This is a genomic window from Enhydrobacter sp. (genome assembly GCF_030246845.1).
Taxonomy (GTDB): Bacteria; Pseudomonadota; Alphaproteobacteria; order Reyranellales; family Reyranellaceae; genus Reyranella.
This window is the reverse complement of sequence record NZ_CP126889.1, coordinates 2,650,342-2,667,578: the sequence shown is the minus strand read 5'-3', so window position 1 is coordinate 2,667,578 and position 17,237 is coordinate 2,650,342. Positions and strand designations below refer to the sequence as shown.

Here is a 17,237-nt window from a genome sequence, read left to right as displayed (position 1 = left end):
GCGATGCCCGCCTATATGATCGTCGAGGTCGAGACCACGGACGAGGCCCTGATGGCCGAGTACCGCAAGCACACGCCGGGCCTGATCGCCAAGTTCGGCGGCAAGTTCATCGTGCGCGGCGGCAGGACGACCTGCCTGGAAGGCGACTGGACGCCGCCGCGCGTCGTGGTGATCGAGTTCCCCGACATGGCGTCGCTCGAGCGCTTCTACCATTCGCCCGAATACAAGCCTGTCCTCGCCATGCGACTGAAGGCGGGCAAATGCCGCGCCATCGCCGTCGAGGGCCATTCCGGCTGATGGCGTCTCCTTCGACGCTGGCGGCCCATCGCGCCGTCGGCACGCTCTACAATGCGCTGATGACCGCGCTCGTGCTGGGACTCGTCACCCGGCGCGGCGAGGAGACGGCGCGCGCGTACATGTTCCGGCATTTCCGCCGCCAGCACCTGGAGAAGTTCCTGCCCGGCCTGCAGAAGCTCGGCCTCGGTGACCAGCCGCCGGCGCCCGCCTGCGCGCTCTACCACTACCACTCCAATGCGCTGGGCGGCGTGAAGACCGGCTATCTGCGCGAGAGCGACCGCAAGGCCTGGGTGCGCTATCCGCCGCCGCGCTGGATCTGGCGCGGCACAGCCATCGCCGCCGTGCCGCATTCGGTGTCGGCGGCGATGCTGCACGGCTGGCACGGCCACAACGGCCAGTCGCTCGGCAAGCCCGGTCTCGGCTTCGTCTGCACCGGCATGACAGTGGACGGGATGCCGGGCCTCGAAGGCTACTACTGTGAATACGACCGGCCACTGAAGGAGGAGGAGCGCGTGCGCTTCGCCTACGGCGACGAAGAGATGCCGCGCCTCGACTGGAGCAGGCAGCCCCGGCTGGAGACGGCGAACTGGCCCGAAGAGCGGCGGCTCAAGACCTTCCGCGCCTATGCCGTCGAGTATCTGCGCACCATGCTGCCGACGCTGCAGGAGCTATTGGGCGTTGACGACGCCCAGCAGGAACTGGGCCGCGTGGGGCGTCTGGTCGGCCTGCAGTTCCACGAGGAGACGGCGCGCGACATGGACCTGCCGACCGACGTCGAGCGTGGCGATCTGCAGAGCGCCCGCGACTTCGGACGTTGGCTGGCGGCGGTGCTTGCCGCTCAGGGCGAGGAGATCGAGACGACGGAAGCGCAGGATTCGGTCGTGGTCCGCGCCGTCGGATGGCGCGTCGCACGGGACCTTGTCCTTGCCGACCCGTTGAAAGCCTTCGACGCCTGGAACGAGCTCTGGCTGGGCGCCGCCGCCGCCTGCGATCGGTTCCTGAAGGTTCAGACCACCCGCTCGCTCGGCCCACGCGGCTGGGACATCGCCTGGCGAATCGCGCCGAGATAGCCGGCCGGCAAGCGACGGCCGGCTATCGTTTCGCCGAGCTCGGCCAGCGGCACCCAGCACATCTCGACATGCTCGCAGCTCAGCATGACGGCCGAGGCGCCCGCGAGCGTGCAGGCGTAGGCGACGATCTGCACGAAACGGCGGGGCAGCACCTCGAACCGATGCCTGCCGACCAGCGCGCCGACCTCGACATCGAGCCCGGTCTCCTCCCGCACCTCGCGCCCGAGCGCGGCTCGATGATCCTCGCCCGGCTCCGCCCGCCCGCCCGGCAGCTCCCATTCGCCGCGATCGTTGAGCAACAGGAGGACACGGTGCTGGTGGAAGAGGATGCCTTTCACAGAAACGGGGTCTGTACGCATGGGCTGTCGCAAAGATTCCTCGCTGGCGCTCGGAATGACACGATACCGATTGCGAAGTCGGTGTCATCCCGAGCGTGAGCGAGGGATCCTTCCTTCCAAGCAAAAAGAAAAGGCCGGGATTTCTCCCGGCCTTTCCACATGTCTCAGAAGACGGCTGGACCTAGAAGTCCATGTCGCCCATGCCACCGCCGCCCGGCGGCATCGGCGGAGCCTTCTTCTCCGGCTTCTCGGCGATCATGGCTTCGGTCGTCACCAGCAGGCCGGCCACCGAGGCGGCGTCCTGCAACGCGGTACGCACGACCTTGACTGGATCGATGATGCCAGCTTTCACCATGTCGGTGTAGTCGCCCTTCTGGGCGTCGAAGCCGAAGTTGGCGTCCTTCTGGTCGAGCATCTTGCCCGCCACCACCGCGCCGTCGAAGCCGGCATTCTCGGCGATCTGGCGGACCGGCGCCTGCAGCGCGCGGCGCACGATCTCGACGCCGACCCTCTGGTCGTCGTTGCCGGCACGCAGCTTGTCGAGCGCGCGGATCGCGTAGAGCAGAGCCGCGCCGCCGCCGGCGACGATGCCCTCTTCCACGGCCGCCTTGGTGGCATGCATGGCGTCGTCGACGCGGTCCTTCTTCTCCTTGACTTCGACCTCGGTCGCGCCGCCGACCTTGATGATCGCGACACCGCCCGCGAGCTTGGCCAGGCGCTCCTGGAGCTTCTCGCGATCGTAGTCCGACGTGGTCTCCTCGATCTGCTGACGGATCTGGCCGCAGCGCGCCTCGAGGTCGCTCTTCTTGCCGGCGCCGTCGACGATCGTGGTGTTCTCCTTCTCGACGATGACCTTCTTGGCCTTGCCGAGCATGTCGAGCGTGACGTTCTCGAGCTTGATGCCGAGATCCTCGGAGATCAGCTGACCGCCGGTCAGGATCGCCATGTCCTCGAGCATCGCCTTGCGGCGGTCACCGAAGCCCGGCGCCTTGACGGCGGCGATCTTGAGGCCGCCGCGCAGCTTGTTCACGACCAGGGTCGCGAGCGCTTCGCCCTCGACGTCCTCGGCCACGATCAGCAGCGGCTTGCCCGACTGCACGACCGCCTCGAGGACCGGCAGCATCGCCTGCAGGCCCGAGAGCTTCTTCTCGAACAGCAGGATGTACGGGCTGTCGAGCTCGGCGATCATCTTGTCGGCGTTGGTGATGAAGTACGGCGAGAGATAGCCGCGATCGAACTGCATGCCCTCGACGACATCAAGCTCGGTCTCGAGGCTCTTGGCCTCCTCGACCGTGATCACGCCCTCGTTGCCGACCTTCTTCATCGCCTCGGCGATCATCTTGCCGATCGACTTGTCGCCGTTGGCCGAGATGGTGCCGACCTGCGCGACCTCGTCGGAGCCGGTGATCTTCTTGGCACGGCTCTTGATCTCCTCGACGGCCGCATCGACCGCGATGTCGATGCCGCGCTTGAGGTCCATCGGGTTCATGCCGGCCGCGACCGACTTCACGCCCTCGCGCACGATCGCCGCCGCCAGCACGGTCGCCGTGGTCGTGCCGTCGCCGGCGGTGTCGTTGGTCTTCGAGGCCACTTCGCGCACCATCTGGGCGCCCATGTTCTCGAACTTGTCGGCGAGCTCGACTTCCTTGGCGACGGTCACGCCGTCCTTGGTGATGCGCGGCGCGCCGAAGCTCTTGTCGAGCACGACGTTGCGGCCCTTCGGGCCCAGCGTCACCTTGACCGCGTCGGCGAGAATGTCGACGCCGCGCAGCATGCGCTGGCGGGCATCGCCGCTAAAGCGGACTTCCTTGGCTGCCATTGTTCAATCCCTCTTGGATGGATGTGTTGATGTCTTGGTGGATGGGAAAGCGATCAGGCGGCCTTCTTGACCGCGGCGGAACCCTCGAGGATTCCCATGATGTCGCTCTCCTTCATGATCAGATACTCGACGCCGTCGAGCTTGATCTCGGTGCCGGACCACTTGCCGAACAGGATGCGGTCACCGGCCTTGACGTCGAGCGGGACAAGCGTGCCCTTCTCGTCGCGGGCGCCCGGACCGACGGCGATGATCTCGCCCTCCATCGGCTTTTCCTTGGCCGTGTCCGGAATGATGATGCCGCCCTTGGTCTTCTCTTCTTCCGCGACGCGCTTGACCACGACGCGATCGTGAAGCGGACGGAACTTCATGCTGCTGCCTCCATAAACCCTGGTTTCGCCTGCACGGCCGGGACTGGCCGCGATTTCGGGCCTGTCAGCACTCGCCATCGAGGAGTGCCAAAGGCGTACGGCATTTAAGGTCGTGCCCGGGGCGAGTCAAGGCGAGGGACAAAAAGTTGCATCAAGTCATCTCGCAGTAGCAGCAACCGACCGAGATTGCTGCCAAGCCTTTGATGCGGAACGAATTTTATTGGAATCTCGTTGAGGGTGCGTGACTATTCCCGGCGGAGTGCCGCGTCAAGGAGTGATCGATGGATCGTTCTTTTGTTGCTCAGCTCGTCGACTACCGGATCACAACTGCTGAAATTCTCTATTGGATGCCGGACCACCGGCACGTCCTGCAAAGCTATATCTGGCAGAATCTCGATCTTGCCCCTCGTTTTCCCAATTTGACCAAATTCCTCGATTTCTGGGAGCGAAACCTGGAAGGCAGGCTGCACCGCGTGCGGGTCGCCAGCGCGCAACTCATCAAGCCCGCGGAGTTCGGCTTCGCCAACGGCTTGTACCATCTACACTGAGGGTCGGGCGACGGCGTATTCGCGGGCGGTTCTCTCGACGAGTTCGGCTACCGAGGGAATATCCGCGATACCCGACACGGAGTGACCGGCGCTCCAGACGTCCTTCCAGCGCCGGGCCTGGGGTTTGTCGCGCTCGGCGGCGTTGATGTCCCGGGCGATGTCGATCGCGCCGCGGGCCGGCAGCTGATCGGGATCGAGACCGGCCGCCGCGATCGACGGCCTGAGCATGTTGGTCTCGAGGCCGGTGAAGGCGCGGGTCAGCAGGACATCGTCGAGGCGGCTCGCCACCAGCATCGCCTTGTATTCGTCCTTGGCCAGGCTCTCGCGCGTGGCGATGAACTTCGTGCCCATGTAGGCGAGATCGCATCCCAAGGTTCGGGCCGCAGCCACCGCGTGCCCGTCCGACATGCCGCCAGCCATCACCACGATGCCGTCCCAGAAGGCGCGGACCGCGCGCACGAAGGCGAAGGGATTGACCCAGCCCGTCTGACCGCCTGCGCCGGCGGTGAGCAGCACGAGGCCGTCGACGCCCGCCGCCACGGCCTTCTCGGCATGGCGCACCGACGCCACGTCGGCCAGCACCAGGGAGCCCGCGTCCTTCAGCGGCTTCATCACCGGCTCGGGCGAGCCCACGCTCGTGATCACGATCTCCGCCTTCGCCCGCAGCACCGACGCCAGATCCTCGGCCACCCGCGGATTGGAACGATGGACGATCAGGTTGGGGCAGATCGGCGCCGGTGCGCGCCCGGTCTCGTCGGCGGCGCGCCGTTGGTCGTCGTTCATGTCGGCAAGCCAGCGGTCGAGCTCGTCGGCCGTCCGGCAGTTGGCGGTCGGGAATGCACCGATCACGCCGCTGCGGCACGCCGCCTTCACCAGGGCCGGGCCCGAGACGAGGAACATCGGTGCCGCGATCAGCGGCAACCGGAGGCGGGACTTCAGAGCAGCGGGAAGAGACATGACGTCATGGGTGCGCGCCACTCCAGTCGCGCTCATCGTTGAGCAGATGCGCCGCTGGAGTGGCGCGCTCCCCTGACTCCTATGCCGCCTGCGCCAGGCCTTCCTGCTCCAGCACGCGCTTCACGGCGGGCCGGGCCTTCATGCGCTCATAGTGGGCGGCGCAGTTCTTGGGCAGCGTCATCTTCATGCGCGCCGCCGCCCAGAACTCGATGTAGAACAGCGCCGCATCGGCGATCGAGAACTTGCCGGCAACGTACTCCTTGCCCTCGAGCGCCTTGTCCATGATGGCGAGGCCCTTCTCCATGATCTCCTTGCCGCGCGCCTTGACCTTGTCGTGGTCGGCCTCGGTCGGAGCGTAGTTGGCCGGCCGGAACATGCGCGAGAAGCCCTGCATGTGCATGGTCGAGACGACATAGTCCATCGCCTCGAACGCCCGCGCCTCGGCGTCGGCATCGCTGGGCAGCAGGCTCTTGTCCGGATTCTTGCGGGCAAGCCAGGTGGCGATGGCGGGAAATTCGGTCAGCACCGAGCCATCGTCGCGCACCAGGGTCGGCACCTTCGACTTGGGGTTGATCTTCACGAAGTCCGGCCCGTACTGCTCCTGCTTGGCGCCGTCGATCTTCTGCAGATCGTACGGCTTGCCGATCTCCTCCAGCAGCACATGGATGCCGATCGAACAGGCGCCTGGCATGTAATAGAGCTTCATTGCTCACTCCCTTGGATGGTCTCAGCGATCGGCCACGCTAGTGGCTCCGTCGATCTCCATCAAGGATCGCGGCCCGACAAAGCCAGCACTGGCGGCGCGGTTTCTTGGAGGTGATCAGTGCCGCAGCATCACGGGCAGCGCGCGAATGCCGCGAATGAAGTTGGAATAGAGCCGCACCGGCGGACCCACGATCTCGATCTGCAGATCGCGCGCCAGGATCTCCTCCCACAGGATGCGCAACTGCATCTCGGCCAGGCGATCGCCGACGCAGCGATGGATGCCGGCGCCGAACGACAGGTGCTGGCGCACCTTGGGTCGGTTGACGTCGAGACGCTCCGGCTCCTCGATCGCCGTCTCGTCGCGATTGCCTGACACGTACCACATCACGACCTTGTCGCCCTTGCGGATGGTCTTGCCGGCGAGCTCGGTGTCGGTCGTCGCGGTGCGGCGCATATGGATGACCGGCGTGTGGTGGCGGATGATCTCCGAGACCAGATTCGGGATCAGGCTGCGGTCGGCGCGCACCTTGGCGTATTCGTCCGGATGATCGCCAAGCGCCATCAGGCCGCCGCTCATGGAATTGCGCGTCGTGTCGTTGCCGCCGACGATCAGGAGCGCGAAGGTGCCGATGAACTCGTTGAGCGGCATGTTCTGCGTCGCTTCGGCGTGCGCCATCATCGAGATCAAGTCGAACCTGGGCGGCTGGGCGGCGCGCTCCTTCCAGAGGGCCGCCATGGTATCGGCCATGCGGCGCAGCTCGGCCATGCGCTCCGCCTCGCTCCTCACCACGGCATCCGGCGCCTTGACGTTGGCGATCGCGACATCGGACCAGTGGGTGAGCTTGCGCCGGTCGGCTTGGGGAAAGTCGAACAAGGTCGCCAGCATCATCGCCGTGAGCTCGGTCGAGACGAGATCGACCCAGTCGAACACTTCGCCGCGCGGCAGGCCGTCGAGCACGCGCGCGGTGCGCTCGCGGATCAAGCCTTCCATATTGGCGAGGTTGGATGGCGCCACGATCGGCGCCACGGTCTTGCGCTGCGCGGTGTGGCGGGGCGGATCCATGCGGATGAAGTTCGGCAGCTCCTCGCCTTGCAGCTGATCCTGGATCTGGATTCCCCCCAGGGCGGAAGCCGACGAATAGGTGCGATGGTCGAGCTCGACCTTCATGATGTCGGCATAGCGCGTGACCGACCAGTAAGGCCCATACGGGCTTTCGGGATGATAGTGGACCGGATCCTCGCGCCGCAGGCGCGCAAAGTGCGGCCGCCAGCGATCCTCCCGATAGAGCGCCGGATCGCCGACATCGATGTGATCGCTCATGCGGCAAGCGCGCCTTCGCGCCGACCGAGAGTCAAGTCCTTTTCCCGGGCCGCGACGAGGGAATCTCGTCCCGCCTTGCGCACTCGCCGGCTGCATGGCATTTCGCTCACCATAGCGCCCTCGGCCGAAGACGGATCAAAGGATGTCGCGAACCACTCTCGTCCTGTTGCCGGGGCTCCTGAACACACGTCGTCTCTTCGAGCATCAGATCGCCGCGCTCGGCGACGTGGCCGATATCGTGGTGCCGGAGCTCTACCCGCACGATTCACTCGGCGCGATGGCCGAAGCCGCGCTCGCGGTCGCGCCCTCGACCTTCGCGCTCGGCGGCTTCTCGATGGGCGGCTACGTCGCCTTCGAGATCCTGCGCCGCGCGCCCCGGCGCGTGGAGCGGCTGGCCCTGATCGACACCCAGGCCACGCCCGATGCGCCGGAAACCACCGCGCGGCGCCGCGGCTTCATCGAGCAGGCGCGCATCGGCCGCTTCCATGGTGTGCAGCCCGCGCTCCTCCCCACCCTTGTTCATCCGGCCCGCCTCAAGGATACAACCGTGGTCCAGCCCGTCCTCGACATGGCGCAGGAAGTCGGCGCCGAAGGCTTCGTGCGTGAGCAGAAAGCCATCATGGCGCGGCCGGACAGCCGGCCGCTGCTGGTCGGGATCGACGTCCCTACCGTCGTGATCGTCGGACGACAGGACCAGCCCACGCCGCTTTCGCGCGCGCAGGAAATGGCGGCGGACATCGCCAACGCCCGTCTGGTTGTGATCGAGGAATGCGGGCACATGTCCCCGCTCGAGAAGCCCGACGAAGTGACGGATGCCCTCAGGAGGTGGCTCAGCACATGACGACAGCGTATGCCCGCGAGGATTACCTCGGCGCCGACGAGTATATCGATATCGTGAACAAGTCCGGCCTCGATCGGCCCATCGAGGATCGTGGCCGGGTGGAGCGCATGCTGGCCCATGCCAATCTGATCGTGACGGCGCGCCAGGACGGCCGGCTGGTCGGCTTTGCCCGCTCGCTCACCGACTTCTGCTTCTGCTGCTACCTTTCCGATCTGGCCGTCGACAAGGCCTGCCAGGGCCAGGGCATCGGGCGGCGCCTGATCGAGGAAACGCGCGCACAGGCAGGCGGGCCGATGACGACGACCCTGCTTCTCTCCGCCCCGACGGCCATGACTTTCTATCAGGGCATCAAGATGCCCCATGCCGACAACTGCTTCCTCTATCGCCGCGAGAAGTAACGCCGGCGGCCCTCGCTCTCGGGAGCGACACTACTTCTTCATGGCCTGGCCCCGGATCTCTCCGCCGGGGTGGGCCGCCGTGTGGATGTTGAAGTACCACTTGCCCGCCTGGAGGTCGGCGGCCTGCGCATCGGTCAGCGTCGCCTCTCCTTTCATCGGCGAACTATGGACATCCTTCACCGGCACGACGACGCCCGCATTGGCGGTGGCCGCGGCCGGGCCGTGGAAATGCGCCGCCGTCGCCGGCCCCGTCAGGCCGGAGTAGCTGGCGGTGTAAGTGAGCTTCTTGCTCGCCGTGTCATAGGTCGCATCGAGCATGCCGGTCGCCTTGCTGTCGTTGGGCGGCACCTCCGCCGAGCCCTTCAGCTCCGCCGTGTAGTGCTGCATTTCGGCGAAAGCCGCCGGCGCAGCGACCAGAAAGGCAACCGCGGCGAGGCTTGCGACACTGGAACGTAAAGCGATCCTCATGGGGTGCTCCTCCTCAATTCCAAGAATCTCGACCGAGCAGGCCGCCCGGAGTTTAGCACCTTGGGCGGCGAATGAAGGCTACCGCGGGACCATCACGAAGGATTGAATACCGCGGGCTTCCAGCCTCGCCCTTTGCCGGCCTTCGCGAAACCCTATATATTCAAACGATTGTTCAAATGAACAATTATATGCAACACTATAACGATGCCGACTGCCATGCACGATCATTCGCACGCCGGCCATGAGCATGGCCACACGCACGACCACGCGCCGCGGGACTTCAGCCGCGCCTTCGCCGTCGGCGTCGCCCTCAACGTCGGCTTCGTCGCCGTCGAGGCGGCCTACGGCTTCATCGCCAACTCGCTGGCGCTGCTGGCCGACGCCGGCCACAATCTCAGCGACGTGCTCGGCCTGCTGCTCGCCTGGGGGGCCGCCGCCCTCGTCAGGCGACGGCCGACGGCGCGCCACACCTATGGCCTGAAGCGCAGCTCCATCCTCGCCTCGCTCGCCAATGCGATCCTGCTGCTGGTCGCGGTCGGCATGATCGTATGGGAGGCGGTGCGCCGGCTCGGCGAGCCCCAGCCTGTGGCCGAGAGCACGGTCCTCTGGGTCGCCGCCATCGGCATCGTCATCAACACCGTCACCGCCCTGATGTTCGTACGCGGCGGCAAGAACGACATCAACATCCGCGGCGCCTTCCTGCACATGGCGGCCGACGCGGCGGTATCGCTCGGCGTCGTGATCGCCGCGCTCGCGGTCATGGCGACCGGCTGGCTGTGGCTCGATCCCGCGGTCAGCATCGCGATCGCGATCGTGATCACGCTGGGCACGTGGTCGCTTCTCAGGTCGTCGCTCAATCTCGCCCTCGATGCCGTGCCGGAGAATATCGACCGGCCGGCGATCGAGGCCTATCTTGCAGGCCTTCCCGGGGTCGCCGAGGTGCACGACCTCCACATCTGGGCCATGAGCACGACTGAGGTGGCGCTGACGGCCCACCTCGTCCGGCCGGCCTGCCCGGTCGACGACGGGCTGCTGGGCCGGTCCGCCCGCGAGCTCTCGGAGCGGTTCGGCATCGCGCACAGCACCATCCAGGTCGAGTCGGGCGATCCCGACCATCCCTGCCGGCTGGCGCCGGCCGAGGTCGTGTGACGATCAACTCGCCGCGACGTCGCCCACCACGCGCACCCGGACGCGGACCGAATTGCCGGGCAGGTAGGCGAGTGGCATGTCCTCGCTTTCGATCGTCTTGAGCGTCGCGCGCTCGGCGCCCGCGGCGACGGCGCGATCGTTGGCGATGCCCTGCGCGGCCGACAGCGCCTCGGTGCGGGACAGATCCTTGAAGATCTGATCGCACTCGCCCGATACCTGGGCGATGGCCGCGCCCACGGCATTGGCGCAGTCGCCATGCTCGACGTGCATCACCCGGGAGACACCCGGAAGTCTCTCGGGGATCAGGAAAGCACCGCCGCCCACGGCGATCAGCGGCACATCACCCGCTTCCGTCTTCATGCGGTCGATCGCCTCCTCGGCCATTCTTGCCGCCTCGGCAAACACCTTCCGGCAGGCGGCCGCATCGAGATGCGCCACCTTCGCCTTGTCGCCCAGCGCCAGCAGGCCGGCGGCGATCGCGACGTCGGTCGTGGTGAGCTGCCTGCCGCCGAAGGCGATGCCGTCCATCAGCAGGCGGTAGCCGACCGATACAGGCCCCACCTTCACGGGATCGAGCTCGACATGGCTGCCGCCGCCCAGCCCGATCGACAGCAGGTCGGGCATGCGGAAAAGCGTGCGCACGCCGCCCACCTTCACCACCGAGTTGGCCTCGCGCGGGAAGCCGTGCTTGAGCTGGCCGACATCGGTCGTGGTGCCGCCGACATCGATCACCATGGCGTCCTGCAACCCGGAGAGATAGGCCGCGCCGCGCATGGAGTTGGTGGCGCCGGAGGCGAAGCTGTAGACCGGCAGGCGCCGCGCCTGGCCGGCCTCGGCGACGGTGCCGTCGTTCTGGGTGATGAACAGCGGCGCGGCGATGCCGGAATCGCGGATCGCCTGCTCGAAGGCGGCGATCGTGTCGCGCGCCAGATCGGCGAGCGCCGCATTCAGCAGGCCGGCATTCTCGCGCTCCAGGAGGCCGATGCGGCCGAGATCGGACGAGCAGGTGATGACGGCGTCAGGCATCACCTCAGCCACCAGCTCGGCCGCGCGGCGCTCGTGCGACGGATCGAGCGGCGAGAAGATCGCCGAGATGCCGACCGACTTCAGCCCGGCCGCCTTCATCTCCCGGGCCGCCTCCGTCACGGCCGCCTCGTCGAGCGGCATGAATGGCCGGCCGTCGTATTCGTGCCCGCCCTCGACCATCCAGACTCCGCCGCGCACCAGCATCGCGAGGTCCTCCGGCCAGTCGCAGAACGGCGGCAGGGAGGCCGAGGCCGGCATACCGAGCCGCAGCGCCGCGACCTTCGTCAGTTGCCGGCGCTGCACCACGGCATTGATGAAATGCGTGGTGCCGATCATCACGCCGTCGATCTGCTTGCCCTTCAGCACGCCGGTCGCGCCCAGGCTCCCGAGCGACTCCAGGATGCCGGTCGTGACATCCTCGCTGGTCGGCGCCTTGACGGCGCGGATCACCTTGCCCTCTTCGATCAGGACGGCGTCGGTATTGGTGCCGCCCACGTCGATGCCGATGCGTCTCATGTCGAAAACACGCTCCTGAACTCGAGGTCGTAGCCGAAAGCGCGCGGGCCGACATATTCCAGCCCCTTCGGCGAAAGGAAGACCGCCGGTGGCGGCAGGGCGATCACGGTGACGCGCTGGCCGTAGCGGATGGTCTCGCTGCCGACCGCCTCGCCCGACACCGAGTCGAGGACGCAGATCAGGTCGGGCGTCATGGCGACCGGCGCCTCGTCGCGCGACGCCACGATCCATTCGTTCTGGAAGTTGATCGTCATCGCCGAGCCCCTCCAGTCGTCGAGACCGTCGAAGCGCACCACGCCGCGCAGGAAACCCTCGGTGGCCCGGCGGGCGACGTCGATCACCTTGCCCTTGTAGAGCAGCTTCCCCGGCTCGGCCGACAGGATGGCGGCAACGGGATCGTCATGCCTGCGCTGGGCCTCGCGCACGGCGCGGCCGATGGCGATCGCCTTGGTCGTCGTGCCGTGAATGCCCCATTTCTTGACCTCGGCGCCGGTGCGCGGCGGCTGGCAGGTCGCGGCGACCGAGCCGTACTCGACGCAGATCTTGCGGGCGATCCGCTCGGTCCATCTCCAGCTCGGCACCTTCTTCACGATCGATTCGAGACCGCGCACATCGACGGCGCTCAGCGGATAGGGTGTGAGGCCGCCGACCGAGACCGAGGTCATCTGGGCCTCGGGATAGGCCCGGCCCATGGTGTCGCAATCGAGCACCGGCCGCCCGAGGTGCGCCGCCGCCATCAGCGGGCGAACGCCGTTGGCGCCGCCGATCTCCATGCTCATGAGGGCGCGGAAGCGCTGGCCGATATGCTCCTCCATCACGCTGACGGCGCGCGCCAGCGTCAGGCTGTCCGTCAGCCGCTCCTGGCCCACGAGCGGCGCACCCATGTTGGCGACGGTGCCGACCCAGTCGTCGTCGGCGAGATCGGCGGCGTCCATGAGCTGCACGCGATGGCCCTCGCGGTAGAGCGCCCGCATGTTGAGAAGCGGCAGATAGGGATTGCCGCCGCCACCGGTTCCCAGGATCCAGGCACCGACGGCGAGCGACTCGATGTCGTCCGATGTGATCTCGCGCAGGCTCACGCGAACACGCTCTTGAAGTCGATGTCGTAGCCGAAGGCGCGCGGGCCGACATGCTGCAGGCCCTTTTCGGACAGGAACACCGGCGGCGGCGGCAGTGCGATCACCGTGACCCGCTGGCCGTAGCGAATGGTCTCGGTGCCGACCGCTTCGCCGGCCACCGAGTCGAGCACGCAGATCAAATCCGGCGACATGGCGACCGGCTTGCCATCGCGCCAGGCCACGATCCACTCGTTCTGGAAGGCAATCTCGAATACCGAGCCGCGATCGTCGTCCATGCCGTCGAACTTCGTCCTGCCACGCAGGAAGCCTTCGGTGGCGCGACGCTCGACGTCGACCACCTTGCCCCGGAACAGGACCTTGCCAGGCTCGACCTTCAGGATCGCGGCGACGGGGTCCTCGTGCTTGCGCTGGGCCTCGCGCACGGCGCGGCCGATGGCGATCGCCTTGGTCGTCGTGCCGTGGATGCCCCACTTCTTGACCTCGGCGCCGGTGCGCGGGGCCTTGCAGGTCGAGGCGATCGAGCCGTACTCGACGCAGATCTTGCGGCTCACGCGCTCCATCCATTTCCAGGTCGGCACCTTCTCGACCACCGATTCCAGGCCGCGCACGTCGACGGTGGTGAGCGGACAGGGCCTGAGATCGCCGACCGCGACCGAGGTCATCTGGGCCTCCGGATAGGCCCGACCCATCATGTCGGAGTCGATCACGGGACGCTTGAGGTGTGCCGCCGCCATGAAGGGCTGGATGGAGTTCCCGCCGCCGATCTCGAGCGCCATGATGCCGCGGAAGGTGTAGCCGGTATGACGCTCCATCAGATCGACGGCGCGAGCGATGGTGCGGCTGTCCGTCAGGCGCTCCTGGCCCACCAGCGGTGCGCCCATGTTCGAGACAGCCGCCACCCAGTCGTCGTCGGCGAGCTCGGAAGCCGGCATGAGCCGAACGCGATAGCCTTCCCTGTAGAGCGCCCGCATGTTGAGCAGGCCGAGATAAGGGCTGCCGCCGCCGCCGGTGCCCAGGATCCAGGCGCCCACGGCCAGCGATTCGATGTCATCAAGTGTGATGTCGCTTAGCGGCATTGCGTTTGCCAACTCCTCCAGCGCCTTCTATGTAGCCGGCTGCCTCACGGCTGACAAAGGGACCACTTCCAGCGGAGACAATACGCAATGCCTGAGTCCATCAAGCTCGCCGCCTTCTGCGGCAGCCTGCGCAAGGGATCGTTCAACCGGATGGCGCTGCAGGCCTTCATCGAGCGTGCCCCCAAGGACATGACGATCGACACCATCGAGATCGGCGATTGGCCGCTCTACAACGCGGACATCCAGGCCCAGGGCTTTCCGGACAAGGTGCAGGCGGCGCAAAAGACCATTCTGGCGGCCGACGGAGTTCTGTTCGTGACCCCGGAGTACAACTACGGAATCTCGGGCGTGCTGAAGAACGCCATCGACTGGCTGTCGCGCATGACGCCCCAACCCTTTGCCGGCAAGACGATCGGCCTGTTCGGCGCTTCGGGCGGCGCACTCGGGACCGCGCGGGCACAGTATCAACTGCGCCAGACGCTGGTGTTCCTCGACGGCCGGCCGATCAACAAGCCCGAGGTCATGATCGGCGTGGCGCAAAGCAAGTTCGTCGACGGCAAGCTCACCGACGAGGCGACGGGCAAGCTGCTGGTGGATTTCGGTGTCGCGCTGGCGCTCGCCATCCGTCAGGCGAAGGCGGCGGCCACGGTGAAGTGACGCAGAACGTCTACGACAACCCGGAGTTCTTCGCGGGCTACAGCGCGCTGCCGCGTTCCATCCATGGCCTGGATGGAGCGCCGGAATGGCCGGCCTTGCGCGCCATGCTGCCGGAACTGCGAGGCCGCCGGGTGGTCGATCTCGGCTGCGGCTTCGGCTGGTTCTGCCGCTTCGCGCGCGAGGCCGGCGCGCGCCAGGTGCTGGGCATCGATGTCTCGGAGAACATGCTGGCGCGCGCCCGCGAGATGACGTCGGATCGCGCCATCGGCTATCGCCGGGCCGACCTCGAGACGCTGACCCTGGACGACGCCGCATTCGATCTCGTGTACAGCTCCCTCACGCTGCATTACCTCGACAAGCTTGCTGTGTTGTTTCGCCAGATCCATCGCACCCTGGTCGCTGGCGGCCGGTTCGTTTTCTCGATCGAGCACCCGATCTACACCGCGCCTGACCGGCCGGGCTGGCGAACGGAGGACAACCGCGAGGTCTGGGCGGTCGATCGTTATCTCGACGAAGGGCCGCGCACGACCGACTGGCTCGCCAAGGGTGTCGTCAAGCACCATCGCACGATCGCGACCTATCTCAACCTGCTGATTGCCGCCGGCTTCTCCATCCTGAGGATGGAGGAGTGGGGACCGACCGACGATCAGGTCGCCGCGCATCCCGAATGGGCCTGCGAACGCGAACGCCCGCCTTTCCTGCTGGTCGCAGCCGCCCGTTAAGCAGGGCTTGTACGGACGTGCTCGGGCCGCACGCCGAGGCCCAGGAGCCGGGCCGGCAGTCGGCGCAGGAACGGGAACCACTGCAGCAGGCGCATGAAGAACGGCACCTTCATCGTGCCGCCGCGGCCATAGAGCGACGCCGCGATCACGCGCTTTTGCAGGAACACCTGCATCGCCTGCGTCGCCCGCGCCGGGAACAGCCGGCGTTGCTGGACCGCGGCGAGGTCGGAGTCCTTCAGCCGCCCTTCGCGCAGCGGCGCGGCGAGGATGTTCGAGGCGGCGACCGCGTCCTGGATGGCGATGTTGATGCCGACGCCGCCGATCGGCGACATCGTATGGGCGGCATCGCCGATGCAGAGCACGCCCGGCTTCCACCAAGTCCGCAACCGATCGACGCCGACGGTGAGGAGCTTGAGATCGTCCATTGTCCGAAGCTCGCCGACGCGGTCGGCAAAAGCCGGCATCAGGCGACTCACCGTCTGCCGCACCTTCCCGATGCCCTCGGCCCGCACCTTTTCCGCCGAGCCCTTGGGAATGACATAGGCGCACTGCCAGTAGTCGCCGCGATCGAGCAGGACCAGGATGCTGCCGATATCGAACCGGCCCATGAATTCGGCCGGATCGCCATTGCGGTGCGGCAAGCGGAACCACAAGACATCCATCGGCGCGCCGATATCGTCCACCTGCAGCCCCGCCGCGGCCCGGACGGTCGAGTGCCGGCCGTCGGCCCCCACCACCAGATCCGCCCGGATTTCCTGATCCCGGCCTTCCGCGGTCGCGCGCACGCCCGCCACGCGACCTCCATGCTCCACCAACGCGTTCGCCTCGGCGTTCATCAGGAGCTTGAAGCGGGGATATCGTTTGCCCCTCGCGGCCAGGAAATCGAGGAAATCCCATTGCGGCATCATGGCGATGTATCGGATGCGTGGCGGCAGGCCGCTGAAGTCGGCGATATCGACCGACTCTTCACCGAATTGCGCCGCGAAGTGCGACAGCTTCTGGTGCGGCAGCGCCAGGAAATCGTCGAGCAGGCCGAGCTCGTCCATCACGCCGAGCGTCGAGGGATGGACCGTGTCGCCGCGGAAGTCACGGAGGAAATCGCCGTGTTTTTCGAGCACCGCCACATCGACGCCGGCGCGCGCCAGCAGGAAGCCCAGCATCATGCCGGCCGGGCCGCCGCCCACGATGCAGCAGCCGACCTTCATTCGAGCATTTCGCGCAGCACGCGGCCGGTCGCCGTGATGGCAAGCAAGGTCGGCACGCCGAGCGCCGGCTTCACCTGCTCCTTGGTCGCGGGCGTGTAGCTCATGCAATCCATGGCGACGAGGTCGGGCTTCTTGGCCGCCAGCCGCTGTGCCGCCGCGTCGGCTTCCTTTGCGTCGGCGCTCGGCGCCAGCGCCTCGGCCACGACCTCGAGTCCCGGACGCGCCCATTTGGAGGCGAGCTTCTCGGCCTGCTCGGCAAGCGGGATCAGAAGCCCCAGACGGCCTTTGGGCAGCAGGCCGGTCGCGAGCCCGTTCAGGACGCGAGACGGGAAAAGGACGCCCTCGTCGCCTTCCATGGGCGGGAAGTCGCCGGTGCAGGCATAGACGATCGCATCGCAGCCGTCCTCGCGCAGCCTGGCCAGCGCTCGCGGCGAGCGGGCGATCACCGCCTTCTTGGAGATCTTCACGTCGCGGCCGCCGCGCAGGCGCGTGTAAAGCGTATCCCCGCCACTCTCGGGTCTGAGCTTGTCGACCTCGACATCGCTCAGCCCGTCGAGCGCGCCACGCAGCACGACCCTGGTGCTCGCGGGCGCATGTCGGGCAAAGAGCGCGGCGATGTCGTCGCGCGGCGCCTGACCGATGGTGACGATGCCGAGAGTGCGACCCATGCTCCCCTC

Annotated in this window: 20 protein-coding genes; 8 read left to right on the top strand and 12 right to left on the bottom strand. The window is 67.0% G+C overall.

Going from position 1 to position 17,237, the window contains the following annotated elements; all coding sequences use genetic code 11:
• Window positions 1-3: 3 nt before the first annotated feature.
• Window positions 4-297, top strand: a complete 294-nt coding sequence (locus OJF58_RS13405) for a DUF1330 domain-containing protein (protein WP_300785026.1) — start codon at window positions 4-6, stop codon at window positions 295-297.
• Window positions 297-1,367 (top strand): hypothetical protein, encoded by a 1,071-nt coding sequence (locus OJF58_RS13400; RefSeq protein ID WP_300785024.1) that lies wholly within the window; start codon window positions 297-299, stop codon window positions 1,365-1,367. The genes OJF58_RS13405 and OJF58_RS13400 overlap by 1 nt, the downstream gene beginning before the upstream one ends.
• On the opposite strand, the gene OJF58_RS13395 is transcribed toward OJF58_RS13400, so the two are convergent.
• The 3 genes from OJF58_RS13395 to groES all read right to left on the bottom strand — a co-directional run bounded on the left by OJF58_RS13395 (window position 1,304) and on the right by groES (window position 3,892).
• Window positions 1,304-1,726 carry an NUDIX domain-containing protein gene (locus OJF58_RS13395; protein ID WP_300785022.1) on the bottom strand — a complete coding sequence of 141 codons (423 nt, stop codon included), beginning with the start codon at window positions 1,724-1,726 and terminating at the stop codon, window positions 1,304-1,306. The genes OJF58_RS13400 and OJF58_RS13395 overlap by 64 nt on opposite strands.
• 160 nt (window positions 1,727-1,886) lie before the next feature.
• Complete coding sequence (gene groL, locus OJF58_RS13390; protein WP_300785020.1) at window positions 1,887-3,524, bottom strand: chaperonin GroEL; 1,638 nt, start codon at window positions 3,522-3,524, stop codon at window positions 1,887-1,889.
• Window positions 3,525-3,577: 53 nt separating this feature from the next.
• Complete coding sequence (gene groES, locus OJF58_RS13385) at window positions 3,578-3,892, bottom strand: co-chaperone GroES (protein WP_300785019.1); 315 nt, start codon at window positions 3,890-3,892, stop codon at window positions 3,578-3,580.
• Between the two features lie 281 nt (window positions 3,893-4,173).
• Between groES and OJF58_RS13380 the strand changes: the two genes are divergently transcribed.
• Window positions 4,174-4,440 (top strand): hypothetical protein, encoded by a 267-nt coding sequence (locus OJF58_RS13380; protein ID WP_300785017.1) that lies wholly within the window; start codon window positions 4,174-4,176, stop codon window positions 4,438-4,440.
• On the opposite strand, the gene OJF58_RS13375 is transcribed toward OJF58_RS13380, so the two are convergent.
• The 3 genes from OJF58_RS13375 to OJF58_RS13365 form a co-directional block, all read right to left on the bottom strand.
• Window positions 4,432-5,397, bottom strand: a complete 966-nt coding sequence (locus tag OJF58_RS13375; protein ID WP_300785264.1) for a nitronate monooxygenase — start codon at window positions 5,395-5,397, stop codon at window positions 4,432-4,434. The two genes, OJF58_RS13380 and OJF58_RS13375, sit on opposite strands and share 9 nt — an antisense overlap.
• A 79-nt stretch (window positions 5,398-5,476) precedes the next feature.
• A complete protein-coding gene (locus OJF58_RS13370) occupies window positions 5,477-6,103 on the bottom strand; it encodes a glutathione S-transferase C-terminal domain-containing protein (RefSeq protein WP_300785015.1) in 627 nt (208 codons plus the stop codon).
• 114 nt (window positions 6,104-6,217) lie between these two features.
• Window positions 6,218-7,423 (bottom strand): cytochrome P450, encoded by a 1,206-nt coding sequence (locus tag OJF58_RS13365; RefSeq protein ID WP_300785013.1) that lies wholly within the window; start codon window positions 7,421-7,423, stop codon window positions 6,218-6,220.
• Between the two features lie 142 nt (window positions 7,424-7,565).
• On the opposite strand from OJF58_RS13365, the gene OJF58_RS13360 reads away from it, so the two are divergent.
• Window positions 7,566-8,264 carry an alpha/beta fold hydrolase gene (locus OJF58_RS13360; RefSeq protein ID WP_300785011.1) on the top strand — a complete coding sequence of 233 codons (699 nt, stop codon included), beginning with the start codon at window positions 7,566-7,568 and terminating at the stop codon, window positions 8,262-8,264.
• Window positions 8,261-8,662, top strand: coding sequence for a GNAT family N-acetyltransferase (locus OJF58_RS13355; protein ID WP_300785010.1), 402 nt, complete (start codon window positions 8,261-8,263; stop codon window positions 8,660-8,662). The genes OJF58_RS13360 and OJF58_RS13355 overlap by 4 nt, the downstream gene beginning before the upstream one ends.
• A gap of 30 nt (window positions 8,663-8,692) precedes the next feature.
• On the opposite strand, the gene OJF58_RS13350 is transcribed toward OJF58_RS13355, so the two are convergent.
• The gene (locus OJF58_RS13350) at window positions 8,693-9,130 is read right to left on the bottom strand and encodes a CHRD domain-containing protein (RefSeq protein ID WP_300785008.1); all 438 of its coding nucleotides are present in this window, start codon (window positions 9,128-9,130) and stop codon (window positions 8,693-8,695) included.
• 216 nt (window positions 9,131-9,346) lie between these two features.
• Here OJF58_RS13350 and OJF58_RS13345 point away from each other — a divergent pair, with 216 nt between their 5' ends.
• Window positions 9,347-10,279, top strand: coding sequence for a cation diffusion facilitator family transporter (locus OJF58_RS13345; protein ID WP_300785006.1), 933 nt, complete (start codon window positions 9,347-9,349; stop codon window positions 10,277-10,279).
• A 3-nt stretch (window positions 10,280-10,282) separates the two neighbouring features.
• On the opposite strand, the gene OJF58_RS13340 is transcribed toward OJF58_RS13345, so the two are convergent.
• The 3 genes from OJF58_RS13340 to OJF58_RS13330 are packed head-to-tail and all read right to left on the bottom strand — an operon-like array spanning window position 10,283 to window position 13,976.
• Window positions 10,283-11,821: a hydantoinase/oxoprolinase family protein gene (locus tag OJF58_RS13340; RefSeq protein ID WP_300785004.1), complete on the bottom strand. Its 1,539-nt coding sequence runs from the start codon at window positions 11,819-11,821 to the stop codon at window positions 10,283-10,285.
• The gene (locus OJF58_RS13335; RefSeq protein ID WP_300785002.1) at window positions 11,818-12,900 is read right to left on the bottom strand and encodes a DUF917 domain-containing protein; all 1,083 of its coding nucleotides are present in this window, start codon (window positions 12,898-12,900) and stop codon (window positions 11,818-11,820) included. The genes OJF58_RS13340 and OJF58_RS13335 overlap by 4 nt, the downstream gene beginning before the upstream one ends.
• Window positions 12,897-13,976 (bottom strand): DUF917 domain-containing protein, encoded by a 1,080-nt coding sequence (locus tag OJF58_RS13330; protein WP_300785000.1) that lies wholly within the window; start codon window positions 13,974-13,976, stop codon window positions 12,897-12,899. The genes OJF58_RS13335 and OJF58_RS13330 overlap by 4 nt, the downstream gene beginning before the upstream one ends.
• Before the next feature lie 87 nt (window positions 13,977-14,063).
• Between OJF58_RS13330 and OJF58_RS13325 the strand changes: the two genes are divergently transcribed.
• Both OJF58_RS13325 and OJF58_RS13320 read left to right on the top strand, forming a co-directional pair.
• Entirely contained in the window at window positions 14,064-14,633 is a 570-nt protein-coding gene (locus OJF58_RS13325) for an NAD(P)H-dependent oxidoreductase (protein WP_300784997.1), read from the top strand.
• Complete coding sequence (locus OJF58_RS13320; protein WP_300784995.1) at window positions 14,630-15,355, top strand: class I SAM-dependent methyltransferase; 726 nt, start codon at window positions 14,630-14,632, stop codon at window positions 15,353-15,355. Before OJF58_RS13325 ends, OJF58_RS13320 begins: the two co-directional genes overlap by 4 nt.
• Here the strand turns inward: OJF58_RS13320 and OJF58_RS13315 are convergent.
• Window positions 15,352-16,560, bottom strand: coding sequence for an FAD-dependent oxidoreductase (locus OJF58_RS13315; protein ID WP_300784993.1), 1,209 nt, complete (start codon window positions 16,558-16,560; stop codon window positions 15,352-15,354). The genes OJF58_RS13320 and OJF58_RS13315 overlap by 4 nt on opposite strands.
• Window positions 16,557-17,228 carry an AroM family protein gene (locus tag OJF58_RS13310; RefSeq protein ID WP_300784991.1) on the bottom strand — a complete coding sequence of 224 codons (672 nt, stop codon included), beginning with the start codon at window positions 17,226-17,228 and terminating at the stop codon, window positions 16,557-16,559. Before OJF58_RS13310 ends, OJF58_RS13315 begins: the two co-directional genes overlap by 4 nt.
• Window positions 17,229-17,237: the final 9 nt, after the last annotated feature.

What these genes read in the sequence shown, in the direction of transcription:
- OJF58_RS13340 (WP_300785004.1), bottom strand. Translation starts at nt 11,821, where the DNA reads ATGAGACGCATCGGCATCGACGTGGGCGGCACCAATACCGACGCCGTC.
- OJF58_RS13330 (WP_300785000.1), bottom strand. Translation starts at nt 13,976, where the DNA reads ATGCCGCTAAGCGACATCACACTTGATGACATCGAATCGCTGGCCGTG.
- OJF58_RS13355 (WP_300785010.1), top strand. Translation starts at nt 8,261, where the DNA reads ATGACGACAGCGTATGCCCGCGAGGATTACCTCGGCGCCGACGAGTAT.
- OJF58_RS13380 (WP_300785017.1), top strand. Translation starts at nt 4,174, where the DNA reads ATGGATCGTTCTTTTGTTGCTCAGCTCGTCGACTACCGGATCACAACT.
- OJF58_RS13360 (WP_300785011.1), top strand. Translation starts at nt 7,566, where the DNA reads ATGTCGCGAACCACTCTCGTCCTGTTGCCGGGGCTCCTGAACACACGT.
- OJF58_RS13395 (WP_300785022.1), bottom strand. Translation starts at nt 1,726, where the DNA reads ATGCGTACAGACCCCGTTTCTGTGAAAGGCATCCTCTTCCACCAGCAC.
- OJF58_RS13345 (WP_300785006.1), top strand. Translation starts at nt 9,347, where the DNA reads ATGCACGATCATTCGCACGCCGGCCATGAGCATGGCCACACGCACGAC.
- OJF58_RS13350 (WP_300785008.1), bottom strand. Translation starts at nt 9,130, where the DNA reads ATGAGGATCGCTTTACGTTCCAGTGTCGCAAGCCTCGCCGCGGTTGCC.
- OJF58_RS13400 (WP_300785024.1), top strand. Translation starts at nt 297, where the DNA reads ATGGCGTCTCCTTCGACGCTGGCGGCCCATCGCGCCGTCGGCACGCTC.
- OJF58_RS13310 (WP_300784991.1), bottom strand. Translation starts at nt 17,228, where the DNA reads ATGGGTCGCACTCTCGGCATCGTCACCATCGGTCAGGCGCCGCGCGAC.
- OJF58_RS13365 (WP_300785013.1), bottom strand. Translation starts at nt 7,423, where the DNA reads ATGAGCGATCACATCGATGTCGGCGATCCGGCGCTCTATCGGGAGGAT.
- OJF58_RS13325 (WP_300784997.1), top strand. Translation starts at nt 14,064, where the DNA reads ATGCCTGAGTCCATCAAGCTCGCCGCCTTCTGCGGCAGCCTGCGCAAG.
- OJF58_RS13370 (WP_300785015.1), bottom strand. Translation starts at nt 6,103, where the DNA reads ATGAAGCTCTATTACATGCCAGGCGCCTGTTCGATCGGCATCCATGTG.
- OJF58_RS13375 (WP_300785264.1), bottom strand. Translation starts at nt 5,397, where the DNA reads ATGTCTCTTCCCGCTGCTCTGAAGTCCCGCCTCCGGTTGCCGCTGATC.
- groES (WP_300785019.1), bottom strand. Translation starts at nt 3,892, where the DNA reads ATGAAGTTCCGTCCGCTTCACGATCGCGTCGTGGTCAAGCGCGTCGCG.
- OJF58_RS13405 (WP_300785026.1), top strand. Translation starts at nt 4, where the DNA reads ATGCCCGCCTATATGATCGTCGAGGTCGAGACCACGGACGAGGCCCTG.
- groL (WP_300785020.1), bottom strand. Translation starts at nt 3,524, where the DNA reads ATGGCAGCCAAGGAAGTCCGCTTTAGCGGCGATGCCCGCCAGCGCATG.
- OJF58_RS13315 (WP_300784993.1), bottom strand. Translation starts at nt 16,560, where the DNA reads ATGAAGGTCGGCTGCTGCATCGTGGGCGGCGGCCCGGCCGGCATGATG.